Source organism: Wocania ichthyoenteri Th78, from assembly GCF_000789235.1.
In the GTDB taxonomy this organism is placed as follows: Bacteria; Bacteroidota; Bacteroidia; order Flavobacteriales; family Flavobacteriaceae; genus Wocania_A; species Wocania_A ichthyoenteri.
On record NZ_KN525716.1, the window covers coordinates 3,034,588 to 3,060,739 of the forward strand.

Here is a 26,152-nt window from a genome sequence, read left to right on the forward strand (position 1 = left end):
TAGGAGGAATGTTTACTTTTGCAATGAAATTTGGTTTTGTTCACTTCACATGAACGGATTAAAAGGGAATCTAGTGAAATTCTAGAACTGTTCCCGCAACTGTAAGCTATAAAGCTTCATGTTTAACTTCTTGTCACTGGAATTTTATTTCTGGGAAGACCAACATGAAGACGCAAGTCAGGAGACCTGCCATTTTCAAAACAAATAAGTTAAACTTTCGGGATAAAAGTTTGAGTATGGTTAACACCTTACCATTCCGAGTAATTATTCATTTAAATGAAAAAAGTAAATGTTTTTGGACTCCTATGTTTAGGATTCTCTTTGGTTGGTTTTACACAACAACAAATCGATTCAACAAAAGTAGAGCAACTAGATGAAGTTGTTATTACCGATTCTCGCTTTAAATTAAAGCGTGAAAATTCAGGAAAAACGGTTATTAAAATTTCTAAAAAAGAGATTGAAAATAATCAAGGGCGAAGTATTGCAGAATTAATAAATACCAAAAGCGGTATTGAAATTAATGGTAGCAGAAGTGCAGAAGGGCAGAATTTAGGTAATTTTATAAGAGGCGGAAATAACAGGCAGGTTTTGGTGCTTATTGATGGTATTCAAGTTAACGACCCATCTATTGTAGCAAACGATTTTGATTTACGATTATTAGATTTAAACACGGTTGAATCTATCGAAATTATTAAAGGTGCTGCAAGTACGCTTTACGGAAATGCTGCAGCAACTGCGGTAATTAATATTACGACTAAAGAATCATCATTAAAAGAAATTTCAGGAAGTTTTTTAACTGTTATTGGTACCAATCAAACGCAAGACGATTTGAATTATAACGGTTCTAGTTTTACTAATAATGTATCGGTAAACGGAACAGTAAATAAGTTTGTATATCTAGCAAATTTTGGTAATAGATACGTAGACGGTTTATCGGCAGCAAAGTCAGATAATCCAGAGAAAGACCCTTTTTCAAGATTTAATACTAATCTAAAATTAGGTTATAAAATAAGTTATGCTTTTGAAATTAGTGCTTTTGCTAGTTACGATAAGTTTAAAACCGATATTGATGGTTTTCCTGCACCAACGTATACGTTAGCAGATACTAATGATAAATATGTTTCTGAGCAAACACGTTTTGGAGTTTCACCAAAGTTTAATTACGAAAACGGAAGCATTCAAATTAATGCAGCTATTACAGAGGTTGATAGAGAATCTATTTCAGATTTTGGTTCTACACCAACCGACGCTAAAAGTTTGGTAATTGATGCCTTCAATAAATATGTATTTAATAAAACTTTTTATACCATAGTTGGTTTAAATTATTCAGATTATAAAAGTGAATTTGCTGCAGAGGAAAGTTACACGAATACAGACCCTTATTTGAATATGGTTTATGTATCAGATTTCGGATTAAATATTAACGCTGGAACACGATTTAATAATCATAGTGAATATGGTTCGCATTTGGTTTATAGTTTAAATCCGTCGTACAGCATTCCTGTAAATTCTGGATATACTAAGGTTTTTGGGTCGTATGCTACATCCTTTATAGCACCAAATTTATCGCAGCTATTTGGTTTTTATGGAGCAAATCCAGATTTAGAGCCTGAAGAAAATGTAACGATTGAAGGTGGATTGGAGTTTTCTAATAAAAATGGATTTAGAGTAAATGGTGTGTATTTTAATAGAAAAGAAGAGAATACAATAATCTATACAACGGGTTATGAAAATGCAACTACTAATGCTACGGTTCATGGTTTTGAATTAGAAGCACAAGTTGATGTTGTAAAAGATTTATCAATTTCTGCCAACTATACATTTACCGAGTTAAAAGAAGGGGTGCGATTGAGAATACCAAAGCATAAAGCCAATGCGAGTTTAGGTTATAGCTTTTGTGAAAACACATATGCCTCAGTAAATTATCAATTTGTTGGAAGTAGAACAGATACCAATTTTTCTACGTTTGCAAACGAAGAATTACAATCTTTTTCATTGATTGATTTATATTTTAGTCAGAAAATCATTAAAAATAAAGTGAAGCTTTTTACTAGTGTAACAAATGTATTTAACGAAGATTATTTCGAAATTTTAGGATATACTACAAAAGGAAGAAATGTGAATTTAGGATTGAATATTAATTTATAAATTTTATGCGGGGTCATTCTGAACTTGTTTTAGAATCCCACTCTAATGAGAATCTGAAATGAATTCAGGTTGACGAAAAATAATATTATAGACCTAACTGGTTTTTTAATCCAGTTAGGTCTTTTTTTATGGAATTAAATCGCAATACCAAACACCGTATTTCTCTGAATCACTTATGCAAACGGAATCACTATCTTCTGATTTTGGGTTGTTATATTCACGATACACTTTTTCGCCAACAGTAAATTCAATTGGGTTTTTAAAAATAGGCCCATCAAAACAAAAGGTGTGAAATTCTCCATTTTCGCCGCAAGGGTCAACACCTTTGGGTAAATTATTAATAAAGTTTTTATCTATTATTGTTCCTACAAAGTCTTTACCGAAGTATTTGGAGTTTGCGCAAACTATTATGGTTTTAAAGCCTAAATCTAAAAACTCGTTTAAGAGTTTTTTTGTATCTCGTTTCCAAATTGGAAATACTGATTTGATGTTTTGTTTGGCTAACTGTCCTTCTCTATAAACTCTTAAATCTTCTAGAAAAATATCGCCAAATGCGGTATGTGTAAAACCATCGTTTTTTAATCTAGAAATGGTTTCTAGCATTTTCTGTTCGTAAACTTCCATACTTGGCATTTCTGGAAGTTCTATTAAACTGGCTGGAATATTTATGGCGTTGGTTTGAGCAATTAGTAATTCCTTTCTCAATCCGTGCATAGATACACGGTTGTAATGGCTATTAATTGTAGTGATTAATTCGTCAACCAAATAACGTTCATCTTTTAATAAATGATATAGTGCTAAAGCAGAATCTTTACCAGAACTCCAATTAAAATAGGTTTTGTTTTTATTCAAATAAAATTCTTTTTATTAAATGGTCTGGAATGTCTTTATCGATATACATCTCATTTGAAAAAGGAAGTAAATCTTTACTGTTACCAGTAAACTTTATAAGATTTTCGCTTTTGCTACTCGTAGTAATTGAAGATCTTCCTGAACCATCAATAATACTAATTGCTCTTGCAAGTAAAGGTTCGTTCTCATCACCTAAAACTCCTAAATTTCTAATGCTTTCACCTAGAATATTATTTTGGTCTGGAGAAAGTCCATCAAAATAATCAGTGACACCGTTAACATTTAATGATTTAAAAATAAGTGGTTGCATAGCGTATGTATGACTTGGGTTAGCACCAGATCTACTAAAATTTGGAGAATCGTACAATGTTCTTGACGCTTGATATTTTCCTGTTGTTGTTGTTCCTATCTGTACGACATCTATATATGGTGATAGGCTGTTAATTACTAATTCACTTGCTGATGCACTAGATCTAGTTGTTAGTATAAAAACTCTTGATAAGTTTAAGCTATTTAAAGCAGCTCCATCGTTATTATTTACAAATCTATTTATTAATAATTCTGGGTTTTCATTTTCAAAAGCCTCTTGAAACTCAGCATTCCATTGTTCTGTGCTAAACACATCGCCAGTAAATTGTCCCGTAATCATACTTGATAATAATATAGCAGTATTTACCGAACCTCCAGGGTTGTATCTTAAATCGAGCACTAACTCTGTTGCATTAGCACTTTTAAATGCACCAAATATATCGTTTAATTCTGCATTAAATTGATCGGTTCCTGTAAACCCATTATACATTAAATATGCCACTTTAGTGCTGCCGATGTCTAAAGTTTTGCTAAGTAAAACGGGGTTTTCTGTGTATTGTGCTTTAGATAATGCAATAGTTTCTGAGGTATTGGTAACAGAATCGTCTGTTGTTTCTGGTGTGCCATTATCGGTATAGTTACCTATATTAATAATGTAATTTTCTGGGCTTAATAATGTTCTCCAATTATCTAAAGTAAGTTGTGTTCCGTTTACGGCATAAAAAATATCACCTCGTTTCACACCTTGGCTAGCTGCACTTGTATTTGGTAATACGTAACGCACATAACCGTAAATATTTGTATCGGTTGAAGAAAAACGAAATGTACCAAATTCCATACCATTACTAGTAATAATACCACTAAAAAGTTGCTCTAAAGCAATATAATCGCTAACAATCCAACTAAATCTATCAACGGTTTCGGGTTGGTATTTTAAGCTATTAAATAAATCATCAGGTGTAGAAAATGTATTTAAGTAATTGGCATAATCGCCATTTGAGGAAAACCTATCGTTAGCGAGGTCTGGTACATCATCCTTATAAAGATAAAACGTATTCATACCTTTCCAAACAAAATCGTTTATCTGGCTTGCAGAAATTTGGGTGTCATCATTATCTTCAAAACAGCCTACTGTGAAAGATGAAACTATAAATAGTAGAATAAGGGTTTTTAAATGTCGCATAGCATTATTTTATATAAGTAGTCTATAAAACCCTAAATTTACTTACATTATTGTTTAATAAAAAATAAACACTTGAAATTTCGTTGAATGTAATTTTATAACTTTTATAAATTAAGATGAAAATTAATGTTTTACTGAAACTTAATCTATAGATCCGCATAAGGGATTGAGCAATTGTTGGAACTCTTCGCAGAGAGCGACTTGTGAAAGTCCGACCCGACGGTTGCAGAGGTACTCGAAGCACAGGGTTACGCCCAAATATTTATTTTTTTTATTTGTGATGTAACAAAACAAATAGATGGTCGTCGTAACATTAAACAGCCATAACTAAGCAGTTTTAAACTAAACCAAACCAAAGATGACTCAGATAGAGTTTTTAAATATTGTAATGCCTTTTAAGGATAAAGTATTTCGTTTAGCAAAACGTTTACTAATATCGACTGAAGAAGCTGAAGATGCGACACAGGAGGTTTTGTTGAAATTATGGAATAACAAAAAGAAGATTGTTGAGTATAAAAATGTGGAAGCTTTTTCGATGACGATGACAAAGAATTTTTGTTTTGATAAATTAAAATCTAAGCAAGCACAAAATTTAAAAATTGTACATAGTAATTATGAATCGAAAGACACATCGTTACAGAAACAGGTTGAATTAAATGATAGTGTTAATTGGGTAGCAAAAATTATTGAAGATTTACCCGAACAACAACGCATGATAATTCAACTACGAGATATAGAAGAATACGATTACGATGAGATTGCAAAAATGCTAGATATGAATAATACAGCAGTACGCGTAAACTTATCGAGAGCAAGAAAAACAATACGAGAAAAATTAACTAATACACATAATTATGGTATTAAATAATATAGAAAACTTACTAGAAAAGTACGAAAAGGGTGAGACATCACTAAAAGAAGAGCAAGTGTTGAAAAACTATTTTTCTAACGACACGGTTGCACCACATTTAGAAATGTATAAACCCATGTTCAACTATTTTTTGGTAAACCAACAAGAACAATTTACTAAAGACGTGCCATTAAAAACTAAACGTACATTCAATTACAAATGGCTATCGGTTGCTGCAGTTGCTGTTCTTATGTTAGGATTTTATTTTGGTAAATCATTTAATAATGATTTAGGAACTTATGAAGATCCGCAATTAGCTTTTAACGAGTTTTCGAAATCTATGGAAATGATTTCCCAAAGTTTAAATAAAGGCACATCGACTGTTGGATATTTAAACGAAGTAAACAAAGGCACTTCGACACTTGGGTATCTTAACGAAATTGATAATGCAACAAGTATAATTTTTAAAAACTAATTAACATGTGCTGAAATCTTGCACTGAGCTTGTCGAAGTGTGTTTCAGTATCAAAAAAAAGAATTAATGAACACAAATAAACTAAAAACAAGAACAATGAAAAATAAATTAATAGTATTTGTAATGGCAATTATGTTATTGCCAATAACCGGAATGGCACAAAGCAATATTTTTGATAAATATAGCGACAATAACGATGTGACTTATGTTAATATTAAACCAAAAATGTTTCAAATGATAGCAAAAATGGGTATTAATGTTGAAGATGAAGAAGCCAAAGCTTACATGGATATGGTAAAAAGTATTACCAGTTTTAAAACGATTGTAACCGATAATAAAGCCATATCTGCTGATATTGCCAAATGGGTTAAATCGCGTTCTGGAGGATTAGAAGAATTAATGGAAGTGAAAGATGATGGTACCGAAGTTAAATTTTATGTGAAAGAAGGAAAAGATTCAGACCATGTTAAAGAGCTTTTAATTTTTGTAAATGGTATTGATAAAATGATGGATGATAAAATTGAAATTAACGGGAAAGAGCGTAAAATTGAAACCGTAGTGGTATCGATGACAGGCGATATTGATTTGAATGAAATCTCTAAGCTTACTAATAAAATGAATATTCCTGGAGGAAAACATTTAGAGAAAAAGAATTAATAAATAAGCAAACATCATCAATCATGCAACGAACAGCAAAACATATCATATTAGTATTAATTGTAGCAGTAGTTTTTATAAGCTGTAACGATGGTAAAAGTTTACAAACTTATTTTGTAGACAATCAGGAAGCATCAAATTTTATTTCGCAAGATATACCAATATCAATGGTAGAAATAGATGATTCTAAATTTACAGATGAGCAAAAAGAAGCTTATAAATCTGTAAAACGATTAAACTTTTTAGGCTATAAAGTAGATGGTACAGAAGCCGAAACCTTTAAAGCAGAATTAGAAAAAGTAAAAACTATTTTAAGCAATAAAAAATATAATGCTTTAATGGAATTTAGTGATAAAGGAAATAAAATTATTGTAAAATATATTGGTACAGATGATGAAGCAGATGAGGTTGTTATTTTTGGTAGTGCAAAAGAATTAGGATTTGGAATTGTTCGTGTATTGGGTAATGATATGAACCCAGATAAAATGGTAACCTTGGTAACTGCCATGCAAAAGGCAAATGTTGATGAAAATCAAATTCAAGATATTATGAATTTCTTTAAGTAATTTATAGTAATTATGTTAATCAAAAAGGGTTGTTGAAAATTTTCAACAACCCTTTTTTTGTTTATAAATGTAGTATTATTTTCTTTTTTTTGAAATTTTGTGAACGTAAAAAATATTAATAATAACAGCTAGAAAAATAATAGTAAGTATGGTTAAAACAATAAAATTGTTAAGAATTTCTAATATTCCAGCAACAAAAATGCCACCAGCCATTAAGCCACATAATATTAAAGATTGTTTATCGCTTAACATAAAAATTAAATTCCAGTATAATTACTAGGAGTAATACGTTTTAATTCTTCTTTTATTGTGTTGGAGACCTCTAAAGTATCAATAAAATTAGAAATAGATTCTTGATTTATTTTAGTATTGGTTCGCGTTAAACCTTTTAAAGCTTCATAAGGATTTGGATACCCTTCGCGACGTAAAATGGTTTGAATAGCCTCGGCAACAACAGCCCAATTATTTTCTAAATCTTGTGCAAATTTAGGTTCATTTAAAAGCAATTTATCCAATCCTTTTAAAGTCGATTTAAAACCAATTAAAGTATGTCCAAAAGGTACGCCAACATTACGTAAAACAGTGCTGTCCGTTAAGTCACGTTGTAGTCTTGAAACTGGAAGTTTAGCTGAAAGGTGTTCAAAAATAGCATTAGCAATGCCTAGGTTACCTTCAGAGTTTTCAAAATCAATTGGGTTTACTTTGTGTGGCATTGCAGAGCTACCAACTTCACCTGCTTTAATTTTCTGCTTAAAATAATCCATAGAAACATAGGTCCAAATATCTCTATCTAAATCTAGAATAATAGTGTTAATACGTTTAAGTGTGTCAAACAGTGCCGCCATATGGTCGTAATGCTCTATCTGCGTTGTTGGAAACGAATGTTGTAACCCTAGTTTTTCTTGTACAAATTTAGAACCAAAAGCTTTCCAATTAATGTTTGGATAAGCCACATGATGTGCGTTAAAATTACCCGTTGCACCACCAAATTTAGCAGCACTTGGTATATCGTTCAATAAATTAAATTGTTCTTTTAAACGCACTACAAAAACTTCAATTTCTTTGCCTAAACGTGTTGGAGAAGCTGGCTGACCATGAGTTCTGGCTAGCATAGGGATAGTAGACCAATCTTGAGATAAACTTTTAAGCTTTTCTAAAACTGCTAAATATTCTGGTACATAAACATCATTCATCGCTTCTTTAATACTTAAAGGCACAGCGGTGTTGTTTATGTCTTGCGAGGTTAAACCAAAGTGAATAAACTCTTTATATTGAGATAAGTCTAAAGCATCAAATTTTTCTTTTATAAAATATTCAACTGCTTTAACATCGTGATTGGTTACACTTTCAATTTTTTTAATTGCCAAAGCATCTTCAGTAGAAAAATCTTTGTAAATTGTTCTCAGATTTTCAAAAATATTATTATCAATTGTTTCAAGCTGCGGTAATGGAATTTCGCAAAGTGAAATAAAGTATTCAATTTCAACTAAAACACGATATTTTATTAGAGCTTCTTCAGAAAAATAAGCTGCTAATTCGTTTACTTTATTTCTATATCTTCCGTCAATTGGAGAGATGGCGTTTAGTGGTGATAATGACATGTTTTGTGTTGTTTTTAAGAAGTTGCAAAGATAGTTTTTTTAGACCGAAGACGTAAGTTTTTTATGGTTTTAAAGATTAATGTTTCTTTATTTTTTTTAATATATGACGAGCTCTAGCCTTAAAACCCGAACTCTGCATCTGAAAATCACGTTCTAAAATAAGTGCTAATTCCGGATACACCCAATCATAATCTTTTCCAAATAAAAAAAGGGTATTCATTGAGTAGGCTTTTGGAGCAATTTTTTCATCATTAATCATATAATCAAAACACACCTCTATAATACGCTCTTTATGGGTTTCTGTTAAAGCCTTTTTTATATCATTATCTGTTTTAAAAGTATAAGCTGTTGCTAAAAGCTCACATATTTTAGCTACTGGCCTAACAGCAGAATCTATATGAACTTTATGTATATTTTCAATAAAAGTGTCTAAATACGGAATTATAGTGTTTATATTATTGTTGCACATAAACTCAAAAACCCAAGCGGCTCGTGGCGAAATTTTATCATCTACTCTAAATAGTATTTCTAATAATTTTGGAATTAAATCGGGGTTATTAATTACTAAATTGGCATAATATAAGCGCTTTTCACGAGAATGATTTACGTAATTTAATTCGTTATAAAGTTGCTCTGTAGTCAAATGAATTTTAGTATTTTTAAAAATCTAAAATTAAGTAAAATGCGAAAAATAAAAAAGATACTTTTAGTGTTACTTGTGGTATTTGTTGTGGCTCAATTTTTTAATCCAAATAAAAACGAAGGTGATTTAGCTTCAATTGATGCTTTTTTAGACGAAACGAATCCGCCAGAAAATGTAAAACTCATTTTAAAGAAAAGTTGCTACGATTGCCATAGCGATGTTACCCGATATCCGTGGTATAATAATATTACACCAATTAACTATTGGTTAGCTAGTCATGTAAAAGACGGAAAGAAACATTTTAATGTGTCAAAATGGGAGGGAAATTCAGTAAAACGAAAAGACCATAAATTTGAAGAACTCATTGAAATGGTTGAAGCCAAAGAAATGCCTTTAAATTCTTATACATGGACGCATAGTGAAGCTAAATTAACTGAAGTTCAAATTAACGAAGTTATAAATTGGGCAAAAAAAGTGCGATTAAAGTATAGTTTGGAACCAAAACCCGAATAAATGTGAAATTCCAAAAAAATACAAATTCCGATGAGATGCGTTTTGCTTTTGGAATTTAGATTTTGAATATTTGATTTTTAGAATTTTTTATGAATAAAAAATTATTAATCATTGGTTTTGTATGGCCAGAACCAAAAAGTTCTGCAGCAGGTAGTAGGATGATGCAGTTAATTGAGGTGTTTCAATCTGCAAATTATCAAATAACATTTGCAAGTGCTTGTGCTAAAAGTGATAATGCTTTCGATATGAAAACTATTGGAATTGAGCAAGTAAACATCAAATTAAATCATTCAAGTTTTGATGTTTTTGTAAAAGAGTTAAATCCAAATATTGTCCTGTTTGATCGTTTTATGACCGAAGAACAATTTGGTTGGCGTCTTGCAGAACAATGCCCAAATGCGCTAAGAATTCTTGATACTGAAGATTTGCATGGTTTACGAAAAGGCAGACAACAAGCATTAAAAGAAGGTAAAGTTTTTAATACATCTTATTTATTTAATGATACCGCAAAGCGAGAAATTGCCAGTATTTATAGAAGTGATTTGAGTTTGATTATTTCGGAAGCTGAAATGAGACTTTTAAAAAATCAATTTAAAGTTGACGAATCTTTGTTGGTTTATTTACCTTTTCTGTTAGATAAAATTTCAAAAGAATATATTGAAAAGCTTCCAAAGTTTAACGAACGGGAACATTTTGTAACTATTGGTAATTTTTTGCATGAACCTAACTATAATGCCGTTTTGTATTTAAAAGAAACCATTTGGCCATTAATAAAAGAACAACTGCCTAAGGCAGATTTAAACATATATGGTGCATATGCTTCACAAAAAGTAAATCAGTTGCATAATAAAAAAGAAGGCTTTTTAATAAAAGGTTTTGCTGAAGATGTAAGCGAAGTAATGCGGCAATCAAAAATATGTTTAGCACCAATTCGATTTGGAGCTGGCTTAAAAGGAAAGTTGATTGATGCTATGCAAAACGGAACGCCATGTGTTACGACAACTATTGGAGCAGAAGGTATGTTTGGGAATTTAAGACCTAATGGGTTTGTAGAAGATAATCCACAAGGATTTGCTAATAAAGCTGTCGAATTATATAAAAATGAAGTTTTATGGAAAACAAAACAGCAAAACGGATTTGAAATTATTAATACACGATTTAATAAAGTGTGTTTTGAAAAAGATTTGATTTATAAAATAGAAGAAACTACTAAGAATTTACACGAAAATCGCTTCAACAATTTTACAGGACAAATGCTGCAACACCATACACAACAGAGTACCAAATTTATGAATAAATGGATTGAGGAGAAGAATAAAGCATCTTAGCTTTTTAATAAGTCAATAACCTTTTTTATCCCAACCGTAGCAGGTTCTACAATAACAGTTAAATTCTTTTTGTTGTCAACATTAGGTTTTGGGTCAATAAAATAAGTAGGTGTGTTTTTTGGCACATAATGCATTAAACTTGCTGCAGGATACACTTGCATGCTTGTGCCAATAATAATTAAAATATCGGCAGTTTCGCAAATATCAATAGCCTTTGGAATCATAGGAACATCTTCACCAAACCAAACAATATGTGGTCGTAATTGGTATCCTTTTTTGCATATATCACCCAAAATTAAATCGGTTGTCCAATGTTGTACGTCTTTGTCGTCAAATGTACTACGCACTTTTAATAATTCGCCATGTAAATGTATCGCATTAGTACTTCCGGCGCGCTCGTGTAAATCGTCTACATTTTGGGTAATTATAGTAACTTTAAACTCGTTTTCTAATGCTGCTAAATTGTAATGTGCTGTGTTGGGCTCAACTTCAAACAATTGTCTTCGTCGTTGGTTGTAAAAATCTAACACCAATTCTGGGTTTGCTGAAAAACCTTCGGCAGTTGCCACTTCCATAACATTGTACCCTTCCCATAAACCATCAGCATCTCTAAAGGTTTTTATGCCACTTTCGGCACTCATACCTGCTCCTGTAAGTATAACGATATGTTTCATTTTATAAATATACTAACTTTAGCGTCATTGCGAATCATGCTTTTGTATGATGTAGTAATCTTTTATTCAACTTCATATAAAAAGGTTACCACGTCACTTTGTTCCTCGTAATGACATTTGTATTTTTGAAAGATGACAGATTTCAAACTTTTAAAACATTTAGAAGGTTATTTAACCGAATCGCGTAAAGCACGTTTTGATGTTGTTTTATCGCAGCGTACCAAACATTTTACAGTGGCAACCGAAGATGTGTATCAATTGCATAATACAAGTGCTGTAATACGTAGTTGCGATGTGTTTGGGATACAGGAAGTAAATATTGTTGAAGAGCGAAACTCTAAGCGCATTGATAGAGAAATAGCAATGGGTGCTCAAAAATGGGTAGACGTAAATAGATTTCATTTAGTCAAAGATTGTTTGCAAGACTTAAAAGAAAAAGGTTATCAAATAGTAGCGACAACACCACATACTAATGACTGTGAATTACATGATTTTGATGTAACTAAAAAATCGTGTTTTTTCTTCGGAAGAGAAACAGAAGGCTTATCTAAAGAGGTTATTGATGAGGCTGATTGTTTTTTGAAAATACCTATGGTTGGTTTTACTGAGAGTTTAAACATTTCGGTTTCAGCGGCAATTATCTTGCAGTATGTTACAGTAAAGTTGAAACAAACAAATGTTAATTGGCAACTAGCTGAGGAAGAAGTATTTATGAAACGTTTAGATTGGTGTAAAAAAACAATTAAGAGTTATGACGATATTGTTGAGCGTTTTTACTCAAGCCAATAGTAATATTGTAATAAGTATAATACTAATTTTTAGCTGCTGAATTTTCATACTCAGAAAGTATTTTAAAGAACTCTTTACTGTAATTGAATAATTTATCTAAAAACAAAATTTTATTTTCATCTAAAAGAAGTTTGTTGTTTATATTTTGAGCATCACAATAATCAAAAAATAATAGTCTGTACTCTTTGGGGACTTTTAAATCATCAATCAATAGTTTATTATTAAAAAAGTTACTGTTAGAAAATAAAGAATCTAGTTGTTTGTATGTTATCACAACTATAGGAGTTTCTTTTACTTTCTTGCTTTTAAAAAGTTTAGAGACAAGCCCAAATATTTTTATGAAATCTATATTTCCGTTTGGTGGTGGTTCGTATAAATGTGGATTGTTTTTTATATCATTTTTTAATTGTAAACCTAAATCTGCTGTATGGACTTTTTCATTAAACGTTTTGTTTTCTTTTGTAATTAATACTTCATCTAAATTGTTAACAATCTTTTTAAGTTCAATAACTAAGACCTCATTGAAATGATTTTTAATGATTTTTAATCTTTTCTCTTTATGGAATAAAGAAGTAAAAACCAACGTGTCATTCACAGAAGCAGATAATTTAAAATCACCTTTGTCGTCTGTATATGTAGTAATACGTTTGATTGTATTATATATTTTAGCACCTTTTACAGTTGATTCTTGATCATAAATTTTCCCTGTTATGTTTTGAGAAAGCATAAGTATAGGAAATAGAAAAATGATAGCGAATTTTAGTTGATGCATTACCGATTGTGGTTAATAGATATTTCAAATAAATACAATCTAAATATTCTAAGTGTTTTAATTAAGAGACTTTAACAGGGTAATTAGTTAAATATTAACAAATGGAGTATCAATTAATGGCATAAAAAAAGAGAGAACATAATTGTTTTCTCTTATAAAATTTGAATTATTACAGTATTATTACAAACGTTTACTTCGTCCTCTACTTAATAATTTATATTCTTCGTAACATTCGCTAATAGCGTCTAGTATTTGCAAATCGTTAGCGGTTTGTATAAACCCTTTTGAGTAGTTGCATTGACTTACAATTTCATCTAAATCTACACGATCTACTTGTAACAAAACGGTTAGCATTTCTCTATCAAAACGCGATGCTAAAAGGTTTCTAATTTCATCATCCTGTTTCATCTTTTTTAGCTTACGCAACTCGTTGGGTTTTTTTCCAAACATGCGATATAAAAAATCGGCAGGATTAAAAATGGAGCCTAATATTTTAGTAACAGCTGTTGGTCTTCCAGCTTCGTAACCTGTACTTGGTAAGCCAGAAATACTATATCTGTAATTGTTATTAACCGCTGGAACTTGTTTAATATCTACTTCTAAATAACCAGTTAATTTTAATTGATTTACAACAACTTCTTCAAGTGCCAATGCTAATTCTGTAAGTTCAATTTTTGAGCTTCCAAATTTTAACCAATCATTAGTTACTCTAACTTTTATAGATTTAAAGCCTAAATAGGAAAAGTGTAGTGTGTCATTAGCTTTTGCAGAAATTTGAAACTCCCCTTTATTATTTGTTGTTGTTCCAATAACTTGATTAAGGTTAACAATGTTTACGCTTTCTAAGGCACTATCATCAGCAGAATTAATAACAACACCAATTACTTTATCGGCATCTTGAGCCATACAAAACCCAGCCATTAATATAAAGGTAAAAAGGAATAAATAGTTTTTCATCTGCATAAATTTCATTTTTTTCTATCGGTCAGATGTAATTCGCCATTAGAAATATTGGTTTGTATTAAATAATTAATAAGGCTCATTTCATAGTATTAATTAGCTAACGCTAATTTAGTTGTAAAAGTACTAAACAAAACGTTAACCTTAAGCTTGTACTTTTTATTTTGACTTAATATTAACAAAAAAAGTTTTGATTCTTGTAAAGACAGGAACCAAAACTTTAATTGAATCCCGATATAAGTATCGAGAAACTTATTTTTACTAGCGTCTAGAGCGTCTAGGTCTTGAAGGACCAGAACTAGAACCAGAGTCTGAACGTCTTGGTCTATCTGAACCAGAGTTTGAATCACCTCCAGAACGTCTTGATTTAGAATACGAATCTCCGCCACCACGTCTGTCGCTTCTGCTTCCAGAACCAGAACGTCGGTCTTCACGTCTTCCGCCGCCTCTTTTATCATCACGTCTTCCGCCACCGCGTTTGCCATCACGTCTACCACCGCCACCGCGGTTTTCAGAAACTTCAACATTTACAAAGCGACCATCATGTTTGTAGTCTGTAAAGAAAGCTAGTACTTTTTCTTTTATTTCATTCTCCGTATTAAAAAATGAGAAACTATCTTTTACTTCCACTTTAAAAACATCATCTCTTCCAAGTTCTAAAACTTCTTTTAAGAAATCTTTCAGCTTCATCCAATCGAAACCATCTTTTCCGCCAACATTTATAAAGTAACGTGTAGAATCAGATTTCCCTCCAAAACCACGTCCGCCTTCTCGTCCACTATCTCTATCGAAAGAGCCTTCAGCTATATTTAAGTTTTTAGATTTATTATAATAATTATAAAAACGCGTAAACTCAACCGAGAAAAACTTCTTAATCAATTCATCTTTATCGGTATCAGCAAATAATTCATTGATACTCGATAAATGCTTATCAATTTCATGATTAATTTCTGTATTGTGAATTTTATTAGCAAGCGACATTAATTGTACTTCGCAAATATCTGCACCATCAGGAATGTCTTTTTTCTCAAATTGTTTTTTTATAATACGCTCAATACTTTTTATTTTGCGCACTTCACTTTTAGAAACTATAACCATAGAAACTCCCTTTTTGCCTGCACGTCCTGTTCTACCAGAACGGTGTGTATAAGTTTCAATTTCGTCTGGTAATTGGTAGTTTATTACGTGTGTAATATCATCAACATCAATGCCACGAGCAGCGACATCAGTAGCTACAAGCATTTGGATTTGTTGATTTCTAAACGATTTCATGACCAAATCACGTTGATTCTGACTTAAATCACCGTGTAAAGCTCCAGCGCTATAACCATCTTCAATTAAGTTTTCTGCAACTTTTTGAGTATCGCGTTTTGTACGACAAAAAATAACCGAAAAGATATCTGGATTAGCATCCGAAAGGCGTTTTAATGCTTGGTAGCGATCTCGTGCATTTACTAAATAGTATTCGTGAGAAACGTTGCTTGTACTTTCATTTTTATTTCCAACAGTAATTTCCTGCGGATTATTCATGAATTTTTTAGCAATAGTTGCCACTTCTCTAGGCATAGTTGCAGAAAACAACCATGTGTTTTTATCTTCTGGCGTATGCGATAAAATATCGGTAATATCTTCTTTAAAACCCATGTTTAGCATCTCATCGGCTTCATCTAAAACTGAGTATTGAATTTTACTAATATCAACCAAACGGCGACTTATCATATCCTTCATACGACCAGGAGTCGCTACAATAATTTGTGCGCCTCGTTTTACTTCGCGTGCTTGGTCTGTAATGCTCGATCCGCCATAAATAGCAACCACATTTAAACCTTTACAATACTTACCATATTGTTTCATTTCGTTGGTGATTTGTAAACAGAGTTCACGCGTTGGAGATAAAATTAAACCCTGCGTCGTTCTGCTATCAATATCAATTTTTTCAAGCATAGGGAAACCAAAAGCTGCTGTTTTTCCAGTTCCGGTTTGTGCTAATGCAACTAAATCGGTCTCCGATTTTAATAAAATTGGGATTGCTTTTTCTTGTACTTCACTTGGTTTTACAAAACCTAAATCTGTAATTGCTTGTAATAGGTCGTTATTAAGACCTAATTCTTGGAATGTGCTCATTCTTGTATAAGTATTCGATTATATTATGCAGTGTTACATAAAGAAGTGAATCGACATACTTAAACCTAAACTTCTAGTAACACATCCTCACTCTGAGGAATTTAAACTCTTATTGAGTTTCAAGCGGCAAAGATAACCTTTTATTTGACTTGTTATTCCTGCGCAGGCAGGAATCTCATTATAAGATGTTTAAATTTAATTTTTTGGGCGTTTTTAACACGCTTTCCGCTGTATCTTTTTCTCGTGCCTCAAAAAAGGATGCCGTTGCAATCGTTAACGCACTTTTTTGTTAATTTATGGTTAAAAGCGAAATTCTTGGTACTTTTGGAAAGATTCGTTTAATATTGATCGGATATAAACTGTCTGTTAATATGGTTTATATCCGCCGTTAAACGAAGTTGTAGTTTTTTTTCTGACAAAGTCAAGAAATTCAAATCTTGTTATGGAGTGTTCAGCACTACTTCCTCAAATTCCCAATCCGTTCCAAAAGGGTAGGATGCGAATAATGCATAAACACATAAGCAGGATGCGGTGTTAAATTACTCAAGCTATTTTTAGAAAGTTTTTTAAGTGAAGTAATTAACGGTTCAGCTTTGTAGGTGTTTTTAGCATAATCATCCGCTTGGTATTCAAACTTTCTTGAGAATACATTCATAATTAAACCAGTAATTTCAGAAATAGGAGAGTAGAGTAATCCAAAAGCAATCAAGCCAATATGAAAACTCGGAATTTCAACTCCCAAAGCTTGTGATAACAAAGGATTCGAAATAAACAATGATAAAATATAAAGTGTCAATCCAGTCAATAAAATAGAAGCAAATAAGTTGAAAATAATGTGCTTCTTTTTATAATGCCCAACTTCGTGCGCTAAAACAGCAACAATTTCTTCGTCCTCTAAATCATTAATCAACGTATCGTAAAGCGTTACACGTTTTTCGCTGCCAAATCCCGAAAAATAGGCGTTTGCTTTTGTGCTTCGTTTAGAGCCATCAATAACAAAAATCTTGTCCAATTTAAAACCAACGGTTTTTGCATAGGCAGAAATTTTATCACGCAATGTGCCATCCTCTAAAGGGGTTTGTTTATTAAAAAGTGGTACAATCAATTTAGAATAAAACATATTCATAAATAATGTAAACACCGCAACTACTCCCCAAGCATACAACCAAAAGTGTTTTCCTGTAATGTTGTAAAACCAAATAATTAATGCTAAAATACCGCCGCCAACAATCGCCATCATCAACCAGCCTTTTAGCTTGTCTACGAAAAAAGTTTTAACGGTTGTTTTATTAAATCCAAATTTTTCTTCAATAATGAAAGTGCTGTAATACGAAAATGGTGTGGTTAAAATATCACTACCAATCATTATTATTCCGAAGAAAATCAAAGCGATAATGATGGAGTTGTCGCTGTAACTTCTAGCTATATTATCTACAAACTCAAAACCATCAAAAAACAAAAAGCCTAAAGTTAAAAGGATAGAAAATGTTGAGGTTAGTAATCCGAATTTATAGTTTGTCGCTTTGTAATTTTGCGATTTTTTATATTCAGCATCGTCATAAACATCTTGTAATTCTTTAGGAAGTGCATCGTTAAAATGTTTGGCATTTAAAGCGTCTAGAATTTTATCAATTATAAAGTTGATAATGATAATTGCGATGATGATGTAAAATAATGTGTTTGCTGTCATAAAAAAGTAAAATTCCAATATTAAAATTCTAAAAAGCAAAAATAAAAACTATATGTCACACTGAGCGCAGTCAAAGTGCTTATTTACCTTTATACTTGTAATGAGTTGCATTTCTACATTCAGCCAATATTTGAAGCATATTAAAATCCCCGCTGATTAAAGCTTCTTTCTTTGCGCGTGTCCACCCTTTGATTTTCTTTTCAAAGTATATGGCTTGTAACACATTATTAAAAGTTTCATAAAATTTCATTTCTATCGGTCTTCTTTTGTAAGTGTAACAATCTCTATATTTTCCATGAGTATGTTCTTTAGTTCGTTTTTCTAAGTCATTTGTGATTCCTGTATAATAAGAACCATCAGAGCCATTTTAGAATATAAACGTAATAGAAATGCATTTTGTAACCGTTTGTTTTAAATTGTTTTAGATAATATTTGCAATTATTAATATTTTGAATGAAGATAGCAAGCGTAGCTTAACGAAGTGCATTGGTGTTTATAGTTTATATTGGTCTTCGACTGCGCTCAGACTGACAGTAGGAGTATCATTTAAAACCCCGCTGTCTTTTCGCTTCAAAAATAAGAATTCCAGCCGCTACCGATACATTCATGGAGTCTATTTCGCCCTGCATGGGAATAATAATATTTTGGGTTGAGTTTTCTAGCCATTCGTTACTTAAACCTGTAGCTTCAGTCCCCATAACCATGGCTGTTGGTTTTGTGAAATCTTGGGTATGGTAATTAACCGAGGCTTGTAGCGCTGCACAGTAAATATTAATATTTTTAGACTTTAAAAACCCAATAATTTCAGCGGTGCTGCCCGTTGCAATTTGATTGGTAAACACACAACCCACACTAGATCTTATAATATTAGGATTGTATAAATCGGTCTTAGGATTGGCAATAATTACTGCATCTACATTGGCGGCATCGGCAGTTCGTAAAATGGCACCAATGTTGCCTGGTTTTTCTGGGGCTTCGGCTACTAAAATCAATGGGTTTTTGGTGCTAAATTCTATATCTGAAACCGTATGCTTTTTGCTTTTTGCTACGGCTAAAATACCTTCGGTAGTATCGCGATAGGCGAGTTTTTGATAGACTTCTTTTGAAATTTTTATGGTGTTTATTGAGGTTTCGACTGCGCTCAACCTGACATCTTCCGTTAGATGTTTTAGGTCTTCAATAGGAAATAATTCAGGAAAAAATAAAATGGTTTCAAGCTCGTAATTTCCTTTAATGGCTAATGAGATTTCGCGTTCGCCTTCAATTAAAAACGTGCTGGTTTTTTTGCGTTCGCGCGACTTGTCTTTTAACTGTGCAAGTTGTTTTATAAAGGAATTTTGAATACTTGATATCTCTTTATTCATATTAAGAGCAAAAGTAATTTATTTTAATGTAATTTTAAGATGTATTGTTCGACTTAAAAATCTAAAATTTATAATCAATTATAATGAAAAACTTATTTTTAGTATTGCTAATAATTTCACTTGTGTCTTGCAAACAAACCTCTGAAACAAAAAAGGAAAATACCCAACCCGAAGACGCTTCAGCTATTTTAAAAACATACCCAGAAAATATTTCAAAAATATTTAAAGCTCATGGTGGCATTGATCTTTGGAATACGATGGAGAGTTTAGTTTTTGAAATAGAACATCCTGAAGGGAACGAAGAAACCACAACTGCTTTAAAAAGCAGGAAATCCTTAATTGAGACTGATAAATTTAAGATTGGTTTTGATGGCGAAAAAGTTTGGCTAAAACAAGATACATTAGCTTATAAAGGCAATGCTAAATTTTACTATAATTTGATGTTCTATTTTTACGCGATGCCATTTGTTTTAGCTGATGATGGGATTGTTTATGAGGATGTTGAACCATTAATTTTTGAAGATAAAACGTACCCAGGAATTAAAATTTCTTATAATGCTGGAGTGGGTGAGTCGCCAGAAGATGAATATGTCTTGTATTATGATTTCGAGACTAATAAAATGGTTTGGTTAGGTTATACCGTAACCTTTTTTTCAAAAGAAAAAAGCAAGGAATTTCATTTTATAAAATATAGCAATTGGCAAACTGTTGAAGGGGTTTTGTTACCAGAAACTTTAACGTGGTATAATTACGAAAATAATAAACCCACTACAAAACGCAACGATTTAAAGTTTGTTGGTGTTAAGCTATCAAAAGAGAAACCCTCAGATGCTTTATTTGAAATGGCTGATGGAGCGAAAATTGTAGAATAATATTTAAATTAAGTTTAAAAAAAGAGGCTTCATAAATTTATGAAGCCTCTTTTTTTATTGATTCTTATACTTTTCAGAATAACGTTTCCAAAGTTTAGTTTGGTGTGTTTCTATACTTAATAACCTACCATCGATAAAGGCATGGGTTATTATATTAGTACGCATATCTAAAGCATCACCTTCACTAATAAATAATGTAGCACTTTTGCCAGATTCTAAACTACCATAATTAGCATCTATTCCTAATATTTTAGCAGGGTTTAAAGTAATAAGCTGTAAGGCTTGCTCTTTAGTTAAACCATGGGCAACTGTAGTGCCAGCATAAAAAGGTAGGTTTCTAGAGTTCATACGTTCCATTCTTCCACCAGACGCTACTTGTAAGGCAACAGTAACACCTTTGTCTATTAAAAGCGTTGCAGCTTTATACGGCAAATCATAATCATCATCGTCATTATTTGGTCTAGAATGTACGCGTTGTAATAAGATTGCAATATTATTTTGCTTTAATAGGTTAGCAACTTTATAAGCTTCTCTGCCTCCAACAATAACCATGTTTTTAACACCATGTTCTTTAGTGAAATTTATAGCATCAGTAATACCTTTTTCGTCATCAACATTTATATAAAGTGTTTTAGAACCGTTAAAAATACCTTGCAACGCTTCATAAGGTAAATTAGTTATAGGTTTTATTCCTTTGTTGTAAGCTTTACTTTCATTAAAATAGTTGGCTATTTCCGTAATTTGGTTTGTATATTCTTTATTTGATTTTAGTCCTGGTGCTTCACCAAGCCACCAACGACCACTAGTAAAACTATTAGGCCAATTTATATGAATACCATTATCGGTTTTTATAGCAGCATCTTCCCAATTCCAAGCATCAAATTGAACAATTGATGAACTACCAGAAATACGACCACCACGAGGTGCGATTTGCCCTAAAAGAACACCGTTAGGTCGCATAGATTCTACAACTTTAGATTCGGCATTATAAGCAATTAAACTTCTTATATGCGGATTCCATGTACCCATTTCGGCATCATCATCAGATGCTTTTACAGCATCAATTTCTACTAAACCTAAAGTTGAGTTTGGTATTATAAACCCTGGATATATGTGTTTGCCTTTTCCATCAATAATCTCACCAACACGAGCAATTTTCATTAAAGCACTTCCAATGAAAGTTATTTTACCTTCATTAAACATGATAAGTGAATTCTCAATAACTTTACCATTACCTAAATGAGCAGTAGCTCCTTCAATAGTTATGGCCTTAGTTTGTTTTGGAGCTGGTGTTTGTTGTGCTATTACTACTGAAGAACACAACGTTAAAATGAGTATGAATATAAATTTTGAATTTTTCATTGAAATAAATTTTAGTGTTGGTGTTCGTTATCAATAGAATCGCAGTGTAAATCTTCTTTAACTTTCTTTTTAATGGGCTGCGTTTTTAAGCCTTTGTTTTTGGCTTGCATCATCATATTAAGAAGTTCACTTTTCTCTTTTTTAATTTTAGAACGCATCATTCTATCTTGCTCTAAATCAAAATATGTAACGCCTTCAATAAGTGTTTTTTCTGCTTTAGCATAAATTGAAAGCGGATGGTTTGACCAAAGTACTACATCAGCATCTTTACCTACTTTAATGCTGCCAACACGACTATCAATATGTAAAAGTTTTGCAGGATTAAGCGTTACAAATTTCCAAGCTTCTTCTTCGCTAACACCTCCATATTTAACTGATTTAGCTGCCTCTTGATTTAAACGACGAGACATTTCTGCATCATCACTATTAATAGCTACGGTTACGCCTGCATTATGCATGATGGCGGCGTTATAAGGTATGGCATCATTTACCTCGTATTTATAGGCCCACCAATCGCTAAATGTTGAGCCGCCAACACCGTGAGCCTTCATTTTGTCGGCAACTTTATAACCTTCAAGAATATGTGTAAACGTATTGATGTTAAAGTTGAATTTTTCAGTAACTTTCATAAGCATATTTATTTCACTTTGCACATATGAGTGGCAAGAAATAAAACGTTCTTTATTTAAAATTTCTGCAAGCACATCGAGTTCTATATCTTTTCTATAGGGCTTTCCACTTTTCTTTAAAGCATCATATGCTTTTGCTCTAGTGAAATAATCCATGTAAACTTGCTCAACACCCATACGTGTTTGTGGGAAACGAACATTGTTTTGAGCACGTGTTTGTTTTACGTTTTCGCCTAAAGCAAATTTGATGAATTTCGGGCTGTTTTTATAAATCAAATTATTTGCTGATTCTCCCCATTTTAATTTAATGATTGCGGAACGACCACCAATTGGATTGGCAGAACCATGTAATATTTGAATTGAAGTAACACCACCTGCTAAATTCCTGTAAATGTTAATATCTGTTTCGTCAATAACATCTTCAATGGAAACTTCTGCTGAAGAATTTTGTCCACCTTCATTAATGGATGCTGCTGCAATATGAGAATGCTCATCAATAATTCCCGCTGTTAAATGTTTACCTTTTGCATCAATAACCTTGGCGTTGCTATCAGATAGATTTTGACCAATCTTTGCAATTTTTCCATTTTTAATTAAAACATCGGTGTTTTTTAAAACACCATCACTTTCGTTGGTCCAAACCGTTGTGTTTTTAAATAGAAGCGTTTCTGCTTTTGGTAATTTTTCGAATCCATAAGAATTGTTAGGAAAAGTTATAGGAAATATTTTTTCTTCTTCTGATTCCTTTTCTTCTTTTGATTTAGAAATTGAAGCTATTTCTTTTTCAATATATTTCGCATAAAAAGGGAATTCGTTACCATTAGGCATAATCGCTTTTCCATTAAGATTTTTATTGGCATCTACATTGGCAACAACTCTAATAAATTCTTGTTTAGTAGAATCTACAGTTGTAAAAGCAATATTTATCCATTCATCTTTAAATGTTATTTTAGAACCACGTGTTTTTTCTGCAGAAGTAATTTTTACTTTTAATTTATTAGGTTCACCACTAATGTTCATTTTAAATGGATAGCTAGTTAAAGAAAATTCATAATCTCCAGTAATATCTTCGGTGTTCATGTTTTCTAAAACGGTTTGTTTTCCTTGAACCCAATTTTCATAAAGTGTCGTTTTTTCTTCAAAAATATTGCCTGAAGTAATTAAAAAATTTGCTTGACTGCCGTTTTTAAGCGAACCAATCATATTAGACTTACCTAAAAGTTGCGCAGGAATTGTAGTTAAAGCTTCCAATGCTTTTTCTTTAGAAAGACCATGTTTTATGGCCTTTATCAAATTAGATTTGAAGTCTTTAGACGATTTTAAATCATGAGTAGTTAAAGCAAAAATAACATTGTTCTCTGCTAAAATTTTTGGATTTGTTGGTTTTTGATTCCATGCTCTCATATCTGCTAACGACAGCGTTGATGCTAGAAATGCATTTTCAACATCATAAGCTTTTGGAAAATTTAAAGGAATAATTAGTGGGGCATTTGTGGCTTTTATATCATTTATACGTTCATATTCATCACCACCACCAAGAATAACATATTGTATGCCAGATTCATCACCAACTTTATCTGCTCTTAAAATACTTGCTCTACTGCCAGCATCAAAAATTTGAACTAAACTTTTGTTGTTATTTAAAGCTTCAATTGATAAATCTTTGGTTTTACTCTGTCCTTTTGCATACCAATCGGCATCTAAATAAAGCTGCCTTAACAACGCTATGCTTCCCATTAAAGATCCAGGGTAGGATTGTCTTGAGGTTATACTTTTTCTAAAGGATAGATATTGTGCAGAACTTTCATCTAAAATTCTAGTTTCGTTGCCATCTTTATTGTTTAGCGCAACAAGCGTTCCGCTACCTCGAACAATACCATCTTGAATGTGGGTGTTTACTACGCCAAAACCAGCTTTAAGTAATTCGGTAGCTGCTTTAGAATCATAATTAAACTTTTCACTTGCTTTATTTTCAGGCATGACGTGGTCATTCCAATAATACCCAGTTCTACTCGCATCGTATTGTGGCGTTCTACTATTGCTCGACGATCGCTTAGGTTTTTCAACACCAAAGCTAGAATACATATCGATAAAAGAAGGGTAAATACTTTTGCCTGAAACATCAATAACTACTGCGTTTTCAGGGATGTTTACAGAAACTCCAGAAGTCACTATTTTTCCATCTTTAATAAGTAAAGTTCCTTTTTGAATAACTTGTGTTGGAGTAATATAAATTTTGGCATTTGTAAATGCGGTGTAATTTGTGTTTTTTGCTGTTACGCCATCATTTTTAGGAAAATAATCTTGCGCAAACAAAGACAAGCTACACAAAAGTGTGAAGATTAAAAATCGCTTTTTTATCATTATTTCGGTTAGTTAAAATTATCTTTCTAAAGATATAAATTAAGAATATAGTTATCGTTTATTAAGATTTATTTAACACTAATTATAAAGAGGTATTCCCAAAATAATTAACTAATAAAGCCACCACATAACTGTAACTTTCCATGCCTTTGGTTTGACTATTAGCCTTTAAAAAGTTGCCATAAAAAAGTTTAAATATAGGTTCGGTTGGGTTTTGGTGTGCTTCCCAAAACGAGCGAACTTCTTCATAATTTTTTAATATACCTGTATTTACATCGACGACAATGGCTTCGTATAAAGCTTCATCTCGTCTATAAATTTCATTCAAGCAAAAACGTAATCCAAACGTATAACCTGTGTATTTAAAGTAAACATCATCGTTATTTATAGTTGCTAAAAAACCAATAAAGTTTGCTTCATTTTCGGCAGCATAGCCTAATTGATGTGCAATTTCGTGTGCCGTAGTTGTGGGGAATTTATAAACAGGAATAAGGGCATCAACTTGTGCTTCATTAGTTAACGGATTCAAATAGCCACTAAAACCCATGTACGTTAATGGATAGCTGAATAACGATTTTTTTACACTTTTTGGATGATATTCTAAATGTGGAAACATCTCTTTTAAATTATCATAACCATTTTGAGTATGTTTGAAAATTTCAAATTTACTAAACGGAATATTAACTTTTAGGGTGTCGTTATTTGTTATTTGTAAATGATATGCATTCGATTTTTTAATCAATTTTTTAGCCACAAAAACTAACTGCTCGGTTGTGTAATCATGATTTAAATTCAGGTTTTTATGCAACGGAAGTCTATAGTAATTCAACCCCCAAAATAAATGAAACACAAAATAAAAAATTGATAAAACAGCAAATACATCAACAAACCACTGCTTGGTGTCTTTTTGTAATCGCTTCCTGTTTTTATACAGCCATCTTGCCGCATAAATAATAGCAAAAGCATAAATTAAATCACCAAACGAAAACGGCAACCAACCCAAAACATATCTAAAAATTTTCGAAATAACCGGATATAAACCATTACTATAATAGGTTTCTACAAACTCAGGATAATGGGCTAATAACTTAACTAGAGCATATTGCGGAATTAGTAGAAGCGCAATAATCGTTTTCTTATTCTTTAGCATCTTTCAAAAGTACATGAATTTTTTTATTTGAAATTTTAAAACGACAAATGAAAAAAATTATATGGACTAACGAAGTGATTACTGATGTGAAACAAAATTTAGTTTTTTACAGAAGAAAAGTAATAAAATTTTGTACCCAATGGCAGTTGTTTATTTATAAAGGTTTTTTCTTGCTTTTCACTATATGTTTTCTACGTCATTGCGAAGAAAATTTCTAATTTTCTGTGGCAATCTTTTAAATCGAAAAGATTACTTCGTCGTATACTTCTCGTAATGA

Annotated in this window: 23 protein-coding genes and 1 riboswitch; of the genes, 9 read left to right on the top strand and 14 right to left on the bottom strand. The window is 31.9% G+C overall.

The features are described from left to right. The first annotated feature begins 14 nt into the window (after positions 1 to 14). Positions 15 to 208, top strand: a riboswitch (cobalamin riboswitch). Between the two features lie 68 nt (positions 209 to 276). Continuing rightward, a complete protein-coding gene (locus RG22_RS13235; RefSeq protein ID WP_034044075.1) occupies positions 277 to 2,148 on the top strand; it encodes a TonB-dependent receptor plug domain-containing protein in 1,872 nt (623 codons plus the stop codon). 126 nt (positions 2,149 to 2,274) lie between these two features. On the opposite strand, the gene RG22_RS13240 is transcribed toward RG22_RS13235, so the two are convergent. After that, positions 2,275 to 3,000 carry a Dph6-related ATP pyrophosphatase gene (locus RG22_RS13240; RefSeq protein ID WP_034044077.1) on the bottom strand — a complete coding sequence of 242 codons (726 nt, stop codon included), beginning with the start codon at positions 2,998 to 3,000 and terminating at the stop codon, positions 2,275 to 2,277. Then, on the bottom strand, positions 2,993 to 4,492 hold the full coding sequence (locus RG22_RS13245; RefSeq protein ID WP_034044080.1) for a S41 family peptidase: 1,500 nt from the start codon (positions 4,490 to 4,492) through the stop codon (positions 2,993 to 2,995). Before RG22_RS13245 ends, RG22_RS13240 begins: the two co-directional genes overlap by 8 nt. 358 nt (positions 4,493 to 4,850) lie before the next feature. Between RG22_RS13245 and RG22_RS13250 the strand changes: the two genes are divergently transcribed. From RG22_RS13250 to RG22_RS13265, 4 genes are all read left to right on the top strand, one after another. Next, positions 4,851 to 5,360, top strand: coding sequence for an RNA polymerase sigma factor (locus RG22_RS13250; protein WP_034044083.1), 510 nt, complete (start codon positions 4,851 to 4,853; stop codon positions 5,358 to 5,360). After that, positions 5,347 to 5,817, top strand: a complete 471-nt coding sequence (locus RG22_RS13255) for a hypothetical protein (protein WP_034044089.1) — start codon at positions 5,347 to 5,349, stop codon at positions 5,815 to 5,817. The genes RG22_RS13250 and RG22_RS13255 overlap by 14 nt, the downstream gene beginning before the upstream one ends. A 96-nt stretch (positions 5,818 to 5,913) precedes the next feature. After that, positions 5,914 to 6,474, top strand: coding sequence for a DUF4252 domain-containing protein (locus tag RG22_RS13260; RefSeq protein ID WP_034046101.1), 561 nt, complete (start codon positions 5,914 to 5,916; stop codon positions 6,472 to 6,474). A 23-nt stretch (positions 6,475 to 6,497) separates the two neighbouring features. Then, positions 6,498 to 7,040: a DUF4252 domain-containing protein gene (locus RG22_RS13265; RefSeq protein WP_034044091.1), complete on the top strand. Its 543-nt coding sequence runs from the start codon at positions 6,498 to 6,500 to the stop codon at positions 7,038 to 7,040. A 257-nt stretch (positions 7,041 to 7,297) separates the two neighbouring features. On the opposite strand, the gene purB is transcribed toward RG22_RS13265, so the two are convergent. Together purB and RG22_RS13275 are read right to left on the bottom strand one after the other, a co-directional pair. Continuing rightward, positions 7,298 to 8,641, bottom strand: coding sequence for an adenylosuccinate lyase (gene purB / locus RG22_RS13270; protein WP_034044092.1), 1,344 nt, complete (start codon positions 8,639 to 8,641; stop codon positions 7,298 to 7,300). 76 nt (positions 8,642 to 8,717) lie between these two features. Further along, on the bottom strand, positions 8,718 to 9,284 hold the full coding sequence (locus RG22_RS13275; RefSeq protein WP_034044094.1) for a hypothetical protein: 567 nt from the start codon (positions 9,282 to 9,284) through the stop codon (positions 8,718 to 8,720). 39 nt (positions 9,285 to 9,323) lie between these two features. Here RG22_RS13275 and RG22_RS13280 point away from each other — a divergent pair, with 39 nt between their 5' ends. Both RG22_RS13280 and RG22_RS13285 read left to right on the top strand, forming a co-directional pair. Continuing rightward, complete coding sequence (locus RG22_RS13280; protein WP_034046104.1) at positions 9,324 to 9,797, top strand: heme-binding domain-containing protein; 474 nt, start codon at positions 9,324 to 9,326, stop codon at positions 9,795 to 9,797. A gap of 89 nt (positions 9,798 to 9,886) precedes the next feature. After that, complete coding sequence (locus tag RG22_RS13285; RefSeq protein WP_034044096.1) at positions 9,887 to 11,125, top strand: glycosyltransferase family 4 protein; 1,239 nt, start codon at positions 9,887 to 9,889, stop codon at positions 11,123 to 11,125. Here the strand turns inward: RG22_RS13285 and RG22_RS13290 are convergent. Further along, positions 11,122 to 11,799, bottom strand: coding sequence for an SIR2 family NAD-dependent protein deacylase (locus RG22_RS13290; protein ID WP_034044098.1), 678 nt, complete (start codon positions 11,797 to 11,799; stop codon positions 11,122 to 11,124). The genes RG22_RS13285 and RG22_RS13290 overlap by 4 nt on opposite strands. Before the next feature lie 132 nt (positions 11,800 to 11,931). Between RG22_RS13290 and RG22_RS13295 the strand changes: the two genes are divergently transcribed. Continuing rightward, positions 11,932 to 12,588: a TrmH family RNA methyltransferase gene (locus RG22_RS13295; protein WP_034044100.1), complete on the top strand. Its 657-nt coding sequence runs from the start codon at positions 11,932 to 11,934 to the stop codon at positions 12,586 to 12,588. A gap of 22 nt (positions 12,589 to 12,610) precedes the next feature. Here the strand turns inward: RG22_RS13295 and RG22_RS13300 are convergent, their stop codons facing one another. From RG22_RS13300 to RG22_RS13325, 6 genes are all read right to left on the bottom strand, one after another. Next, complete coding sequence (locus tag RG22_RS13300) at positions 12,611 to 13,360, bottom strand: carboxypeptidase-like regulatory domain-containing protein (protein ID WP_081997727.1); 750 nt, start codon at positions 13,358 to 13,360, stop codon at positions 12,611 to 12,613. A 180-nt stretch (positions 13,361 to 13,540) separates the two neighbouring features. Next, positions 13,541 to 14,317 carry a carboxypeptidase-like regulatory domain-containing protein gene (locus RG22_RS13305; RefSeq protein ID WP_034044104.1) on the bottom strand — a complete coding sequence of 259 codons (777 nt, stop codon included), beginning with the start codon at positions 14,315 to 14,317 and terminating at the stop codon, positions 13,541 to 13,543. 264 nt (positions 14,318 to 14,581) lie between these two features. Continuing rightward, positions 14,582 to 16,444, bottom strand: a complete 1,863-nt coding sequence (locus tag RG22_RS13310) for a DEAD/DEAH box helicase (RefSeq protein WP_034044110.1) — start codon at positions 16,442 to 16,444, stop codon at positions 14,582 to 14,584. Positions 16,445 to 16,901: 457 nt separating this feature from the next. After that, positions 16,902 to 18,134 (bottom strand): M48 family metallopeptidase, encoded by a 1,233-nt coding sequence (locus RG22_RS13315; protein ID WP_034044112.1) that lies wholly within the window; start codon positions 18,132 to 18,134, stop codon positions 16,902 to 16,904. 79 nt (positions 18,135 to 18,213) lie between these two features. Continuing rightward, positions 18,214 to 18,471 carry a GIY-YIG nuclease family protein gene (locus tag RG22_RS13320; RefSeq protein WP_338062115.1) on the bottom strand — a complete coding sequence of 86 codons (258 nt, stop codon included), beginning with the start codon at positions 18,469 to 18,471 and terminating at the stop codon, positions 18,214 to 18,216. A 205-nt stretch (positions 18,472 to 18,676) separates the two neighbouring features. Next, positions 18,677 to 19,498, bottom strand: a complete 822-nt coding sequence (locus tag RG22_RS13325; RefSeq protein WP_034044115.1) for a TrmH family RNA methyltransferase — start codon at positions 19,496 to 19,498, stop codon at positions 18,677 to 18,679. An 83-nt stretch (positions 19,499 to 19,581) separates the two neighbouring features. On the opposite strand from RG22_RS13325, the gene RG22_RS13330 reads away from it, so the two are divergent. Further along, positions 19,582 to 20,370: a DUF6503 family protein gene (locus tag RG22_RS13330; protein ID WP_034044117.1), complete on the top strand. Its 789-nt coding sequence runs from the start codon at positions 19,582 to 19,584 to the stop codon at positions 20,368 to 20,370. 54 nt (positions 20,371 to 20,424) lie between these two features. On the opposite strand, the gene RG22_RS13335 is transcribed toward RG22_RS13330, so the two are convergent. From RG22_RS13335 to RG22_RS13345, 3 genes are all read right to left on the bottom strand, one after another. Beyond that, entirely contained in the window at positions 20,425 to 21,732 is a 1,308-nt protein-coding gene (locus tag RG22_RS13335) for an amidohydrolase family protein (protein WP_052143744.1), read from the bottom strand. A gap of 11 nt (positions 21,733 to 21,743) precedes the next feature. After that, positions 21,744 to 24,725, bottom strand: a complete 2,982-nt coding sequence (locus tag RG22_RS13340) for an amidohydrolase family protein (RefSeq protein WP_034044120.1) — start codon at positions 24,723 to 24,725, stop codon at positions 21,744 to 21,746. Positions 24,726 to 24,807: 82 nt separating this feature from the next. Next, positions 24,808 to 25,875 carry a DUF3810 domain-containing protein gene (locus RG22_RS13345; protein WP_034044123.1) on the bottom strand — a complete coding sequence of 356 codons (1,068 nt, stop codon included), beginning with the start codon at positions 25,873 to 25,875 and terminating at the stop codon, positions 24,808 to 24,810. Between the last annotated feature and the right edge of the window lie 277 nt (positions 25,876 to 26,152).

What these genes read in the sequence shown, in the direction of transcription:
- RG22_RS13295 (WP_034044100.1), top strand. Translation starts at nt 11,932, where the DNA reads ATGACAGATTTCAAACTTTTAAAACATTTAGAAGGTTATTTAACCGAA.
- RG22_RS13235 (WP_034044075.1), top strand. Translation starts at nt 277, where the DNA reads ATGAAAAAAGTAAATGTTTTTGGACTCCTATGTTTAGGATTCTCTTTG.
- RG22_RS13340 (WP_034044120.1), bottom strand. Translation starts at nt 24,725, where the DNA reads ATGATAAAAAAGCGATTTTTAATCTTCACACTTTTGTGTAGCTTGTCT.
- RG22_RS13300 (WP_081997727.1), bottom strand. Translation starts at nt 13,360, where the DNA reads ATGCATCAACTAAAATTCGCTATCATTTTTCTATTTCCTATACTTATG.
- RG22_RS13305 (WP_034044104.1), bottom strand. Translation starts at nt 14,317, where the DNA reads ATGAAAAACTATTTATTCCTTTTTACCTTTATATTAATGGCTGGGTTT.
- RG22_RS13325 (WP_034044115.1), bottom strand. Translation starts at nt 19,498, where the DNA reads ATGAATAAAGAGATATCAAGTATTCAAAATTCCTTTATAAAACAACTT.
- RG22_RS13245 (WP_034044080.1), bottom strand. Translation starts at nt 4,492, where the DNA reads ATGCGACATTTAAAAACCCTTATTCTACTATTTATAGTTTCATCTTTC.
- RG22_RS13330 (WP_034044117.1), top strand. Translation starts at nt 19,582, where the DNA reads ATGAAAAACTTATTTTTAGTATTGCTAATAATTTCACTTGTGTCTTGC.
- RG22_RS13290 (WP_034044098.1), bottom strand. Translation starts at nt 11,799, where the DNA reads ATGAAACATATCGTTATACTTACAGGAGCAGGTATGAGTGCCGAAAGT.
- RG22_RS13280 (WP_034046104.1), top strand. Translation starts at nt 9,324, where the DNA reads ATGCGAAAAATAAAAAAGATACTTTTAGTGTTACTTGTGGTATTTGTT.
- purB (WP_034044092.1), bottom strand. Translation starts at nt 8,641, where the DNA reads ATGTCATTATCACCACTAAACGCCATCTCTCCAATTGACGGAAGATAT.
- RG22_RS13255 (WP_034044089.1), top strand. Translation starts at nt 5,347, where the DNA reads ATGGTATTAAATAATATAGAAAACTTACTAGAAAAGTACGAAAAGGGT.
- RG22_RS13260 (WP_034046101.1), top strand. Translation starts at nt 5,914, where the DNA reads ATGAAAAATAAATTAATAGTATTTGTAATGGCAATTATGTTATTGCCA.
- RG22_RS13265 (WP_034044091.1), top strand. Translation starts at nt 6,498, where the DNA reads ATGCAACGAACAGCAAAACATATCATATTAGTATTAATTGTAGCAGTA.
- RG22_RS13250 (WP_034044083.1), top strand. Translation starts at nt 4,851, where the DNA reads ATGACTCAGATAGAGTTTTTAAATATTGTAATGCCTTTTAAGGATAAA.
- RG22_RS13285 (WP_034044096.1), top strand. Translation starts at nt 9,887, where the DNA reads ATGAATAAAAAATTATTAATCATTGGTTTTGTATGGCCAGAACCAAAA.
- RG22_RS13335 (WP_052143744.1), bottom strand. Translation starts at nt 21,732, where the DNA reads ATGAAAAATTCAAAATTTATATTCATACTCATTTTAACGTTGTGTTCT.
- RG22_RS13310 (WP_034044110.1), bottom strand. Translation starts at nt 16,444, where the DNA reads ATGAGCACATTCCAAGAATTAGGTCTTAATAACGACCTATTACAAGCA.
- RG22_RS13315 (WP_034044112.1), bottom strand. Translation starts at nt 18,134, where the DNA reads ATGACAGCAAACACATTATTTTACATCATCATCGCAATTATCATTATC.
- RG22_RS13345 (WP_034044123.1), bottom strand. Translation starts at nt 25,875, where the DNA reads ATGCTAAAGAATAAGAAAACGATTATTGCGCTTCTACTAATTCCGCAA.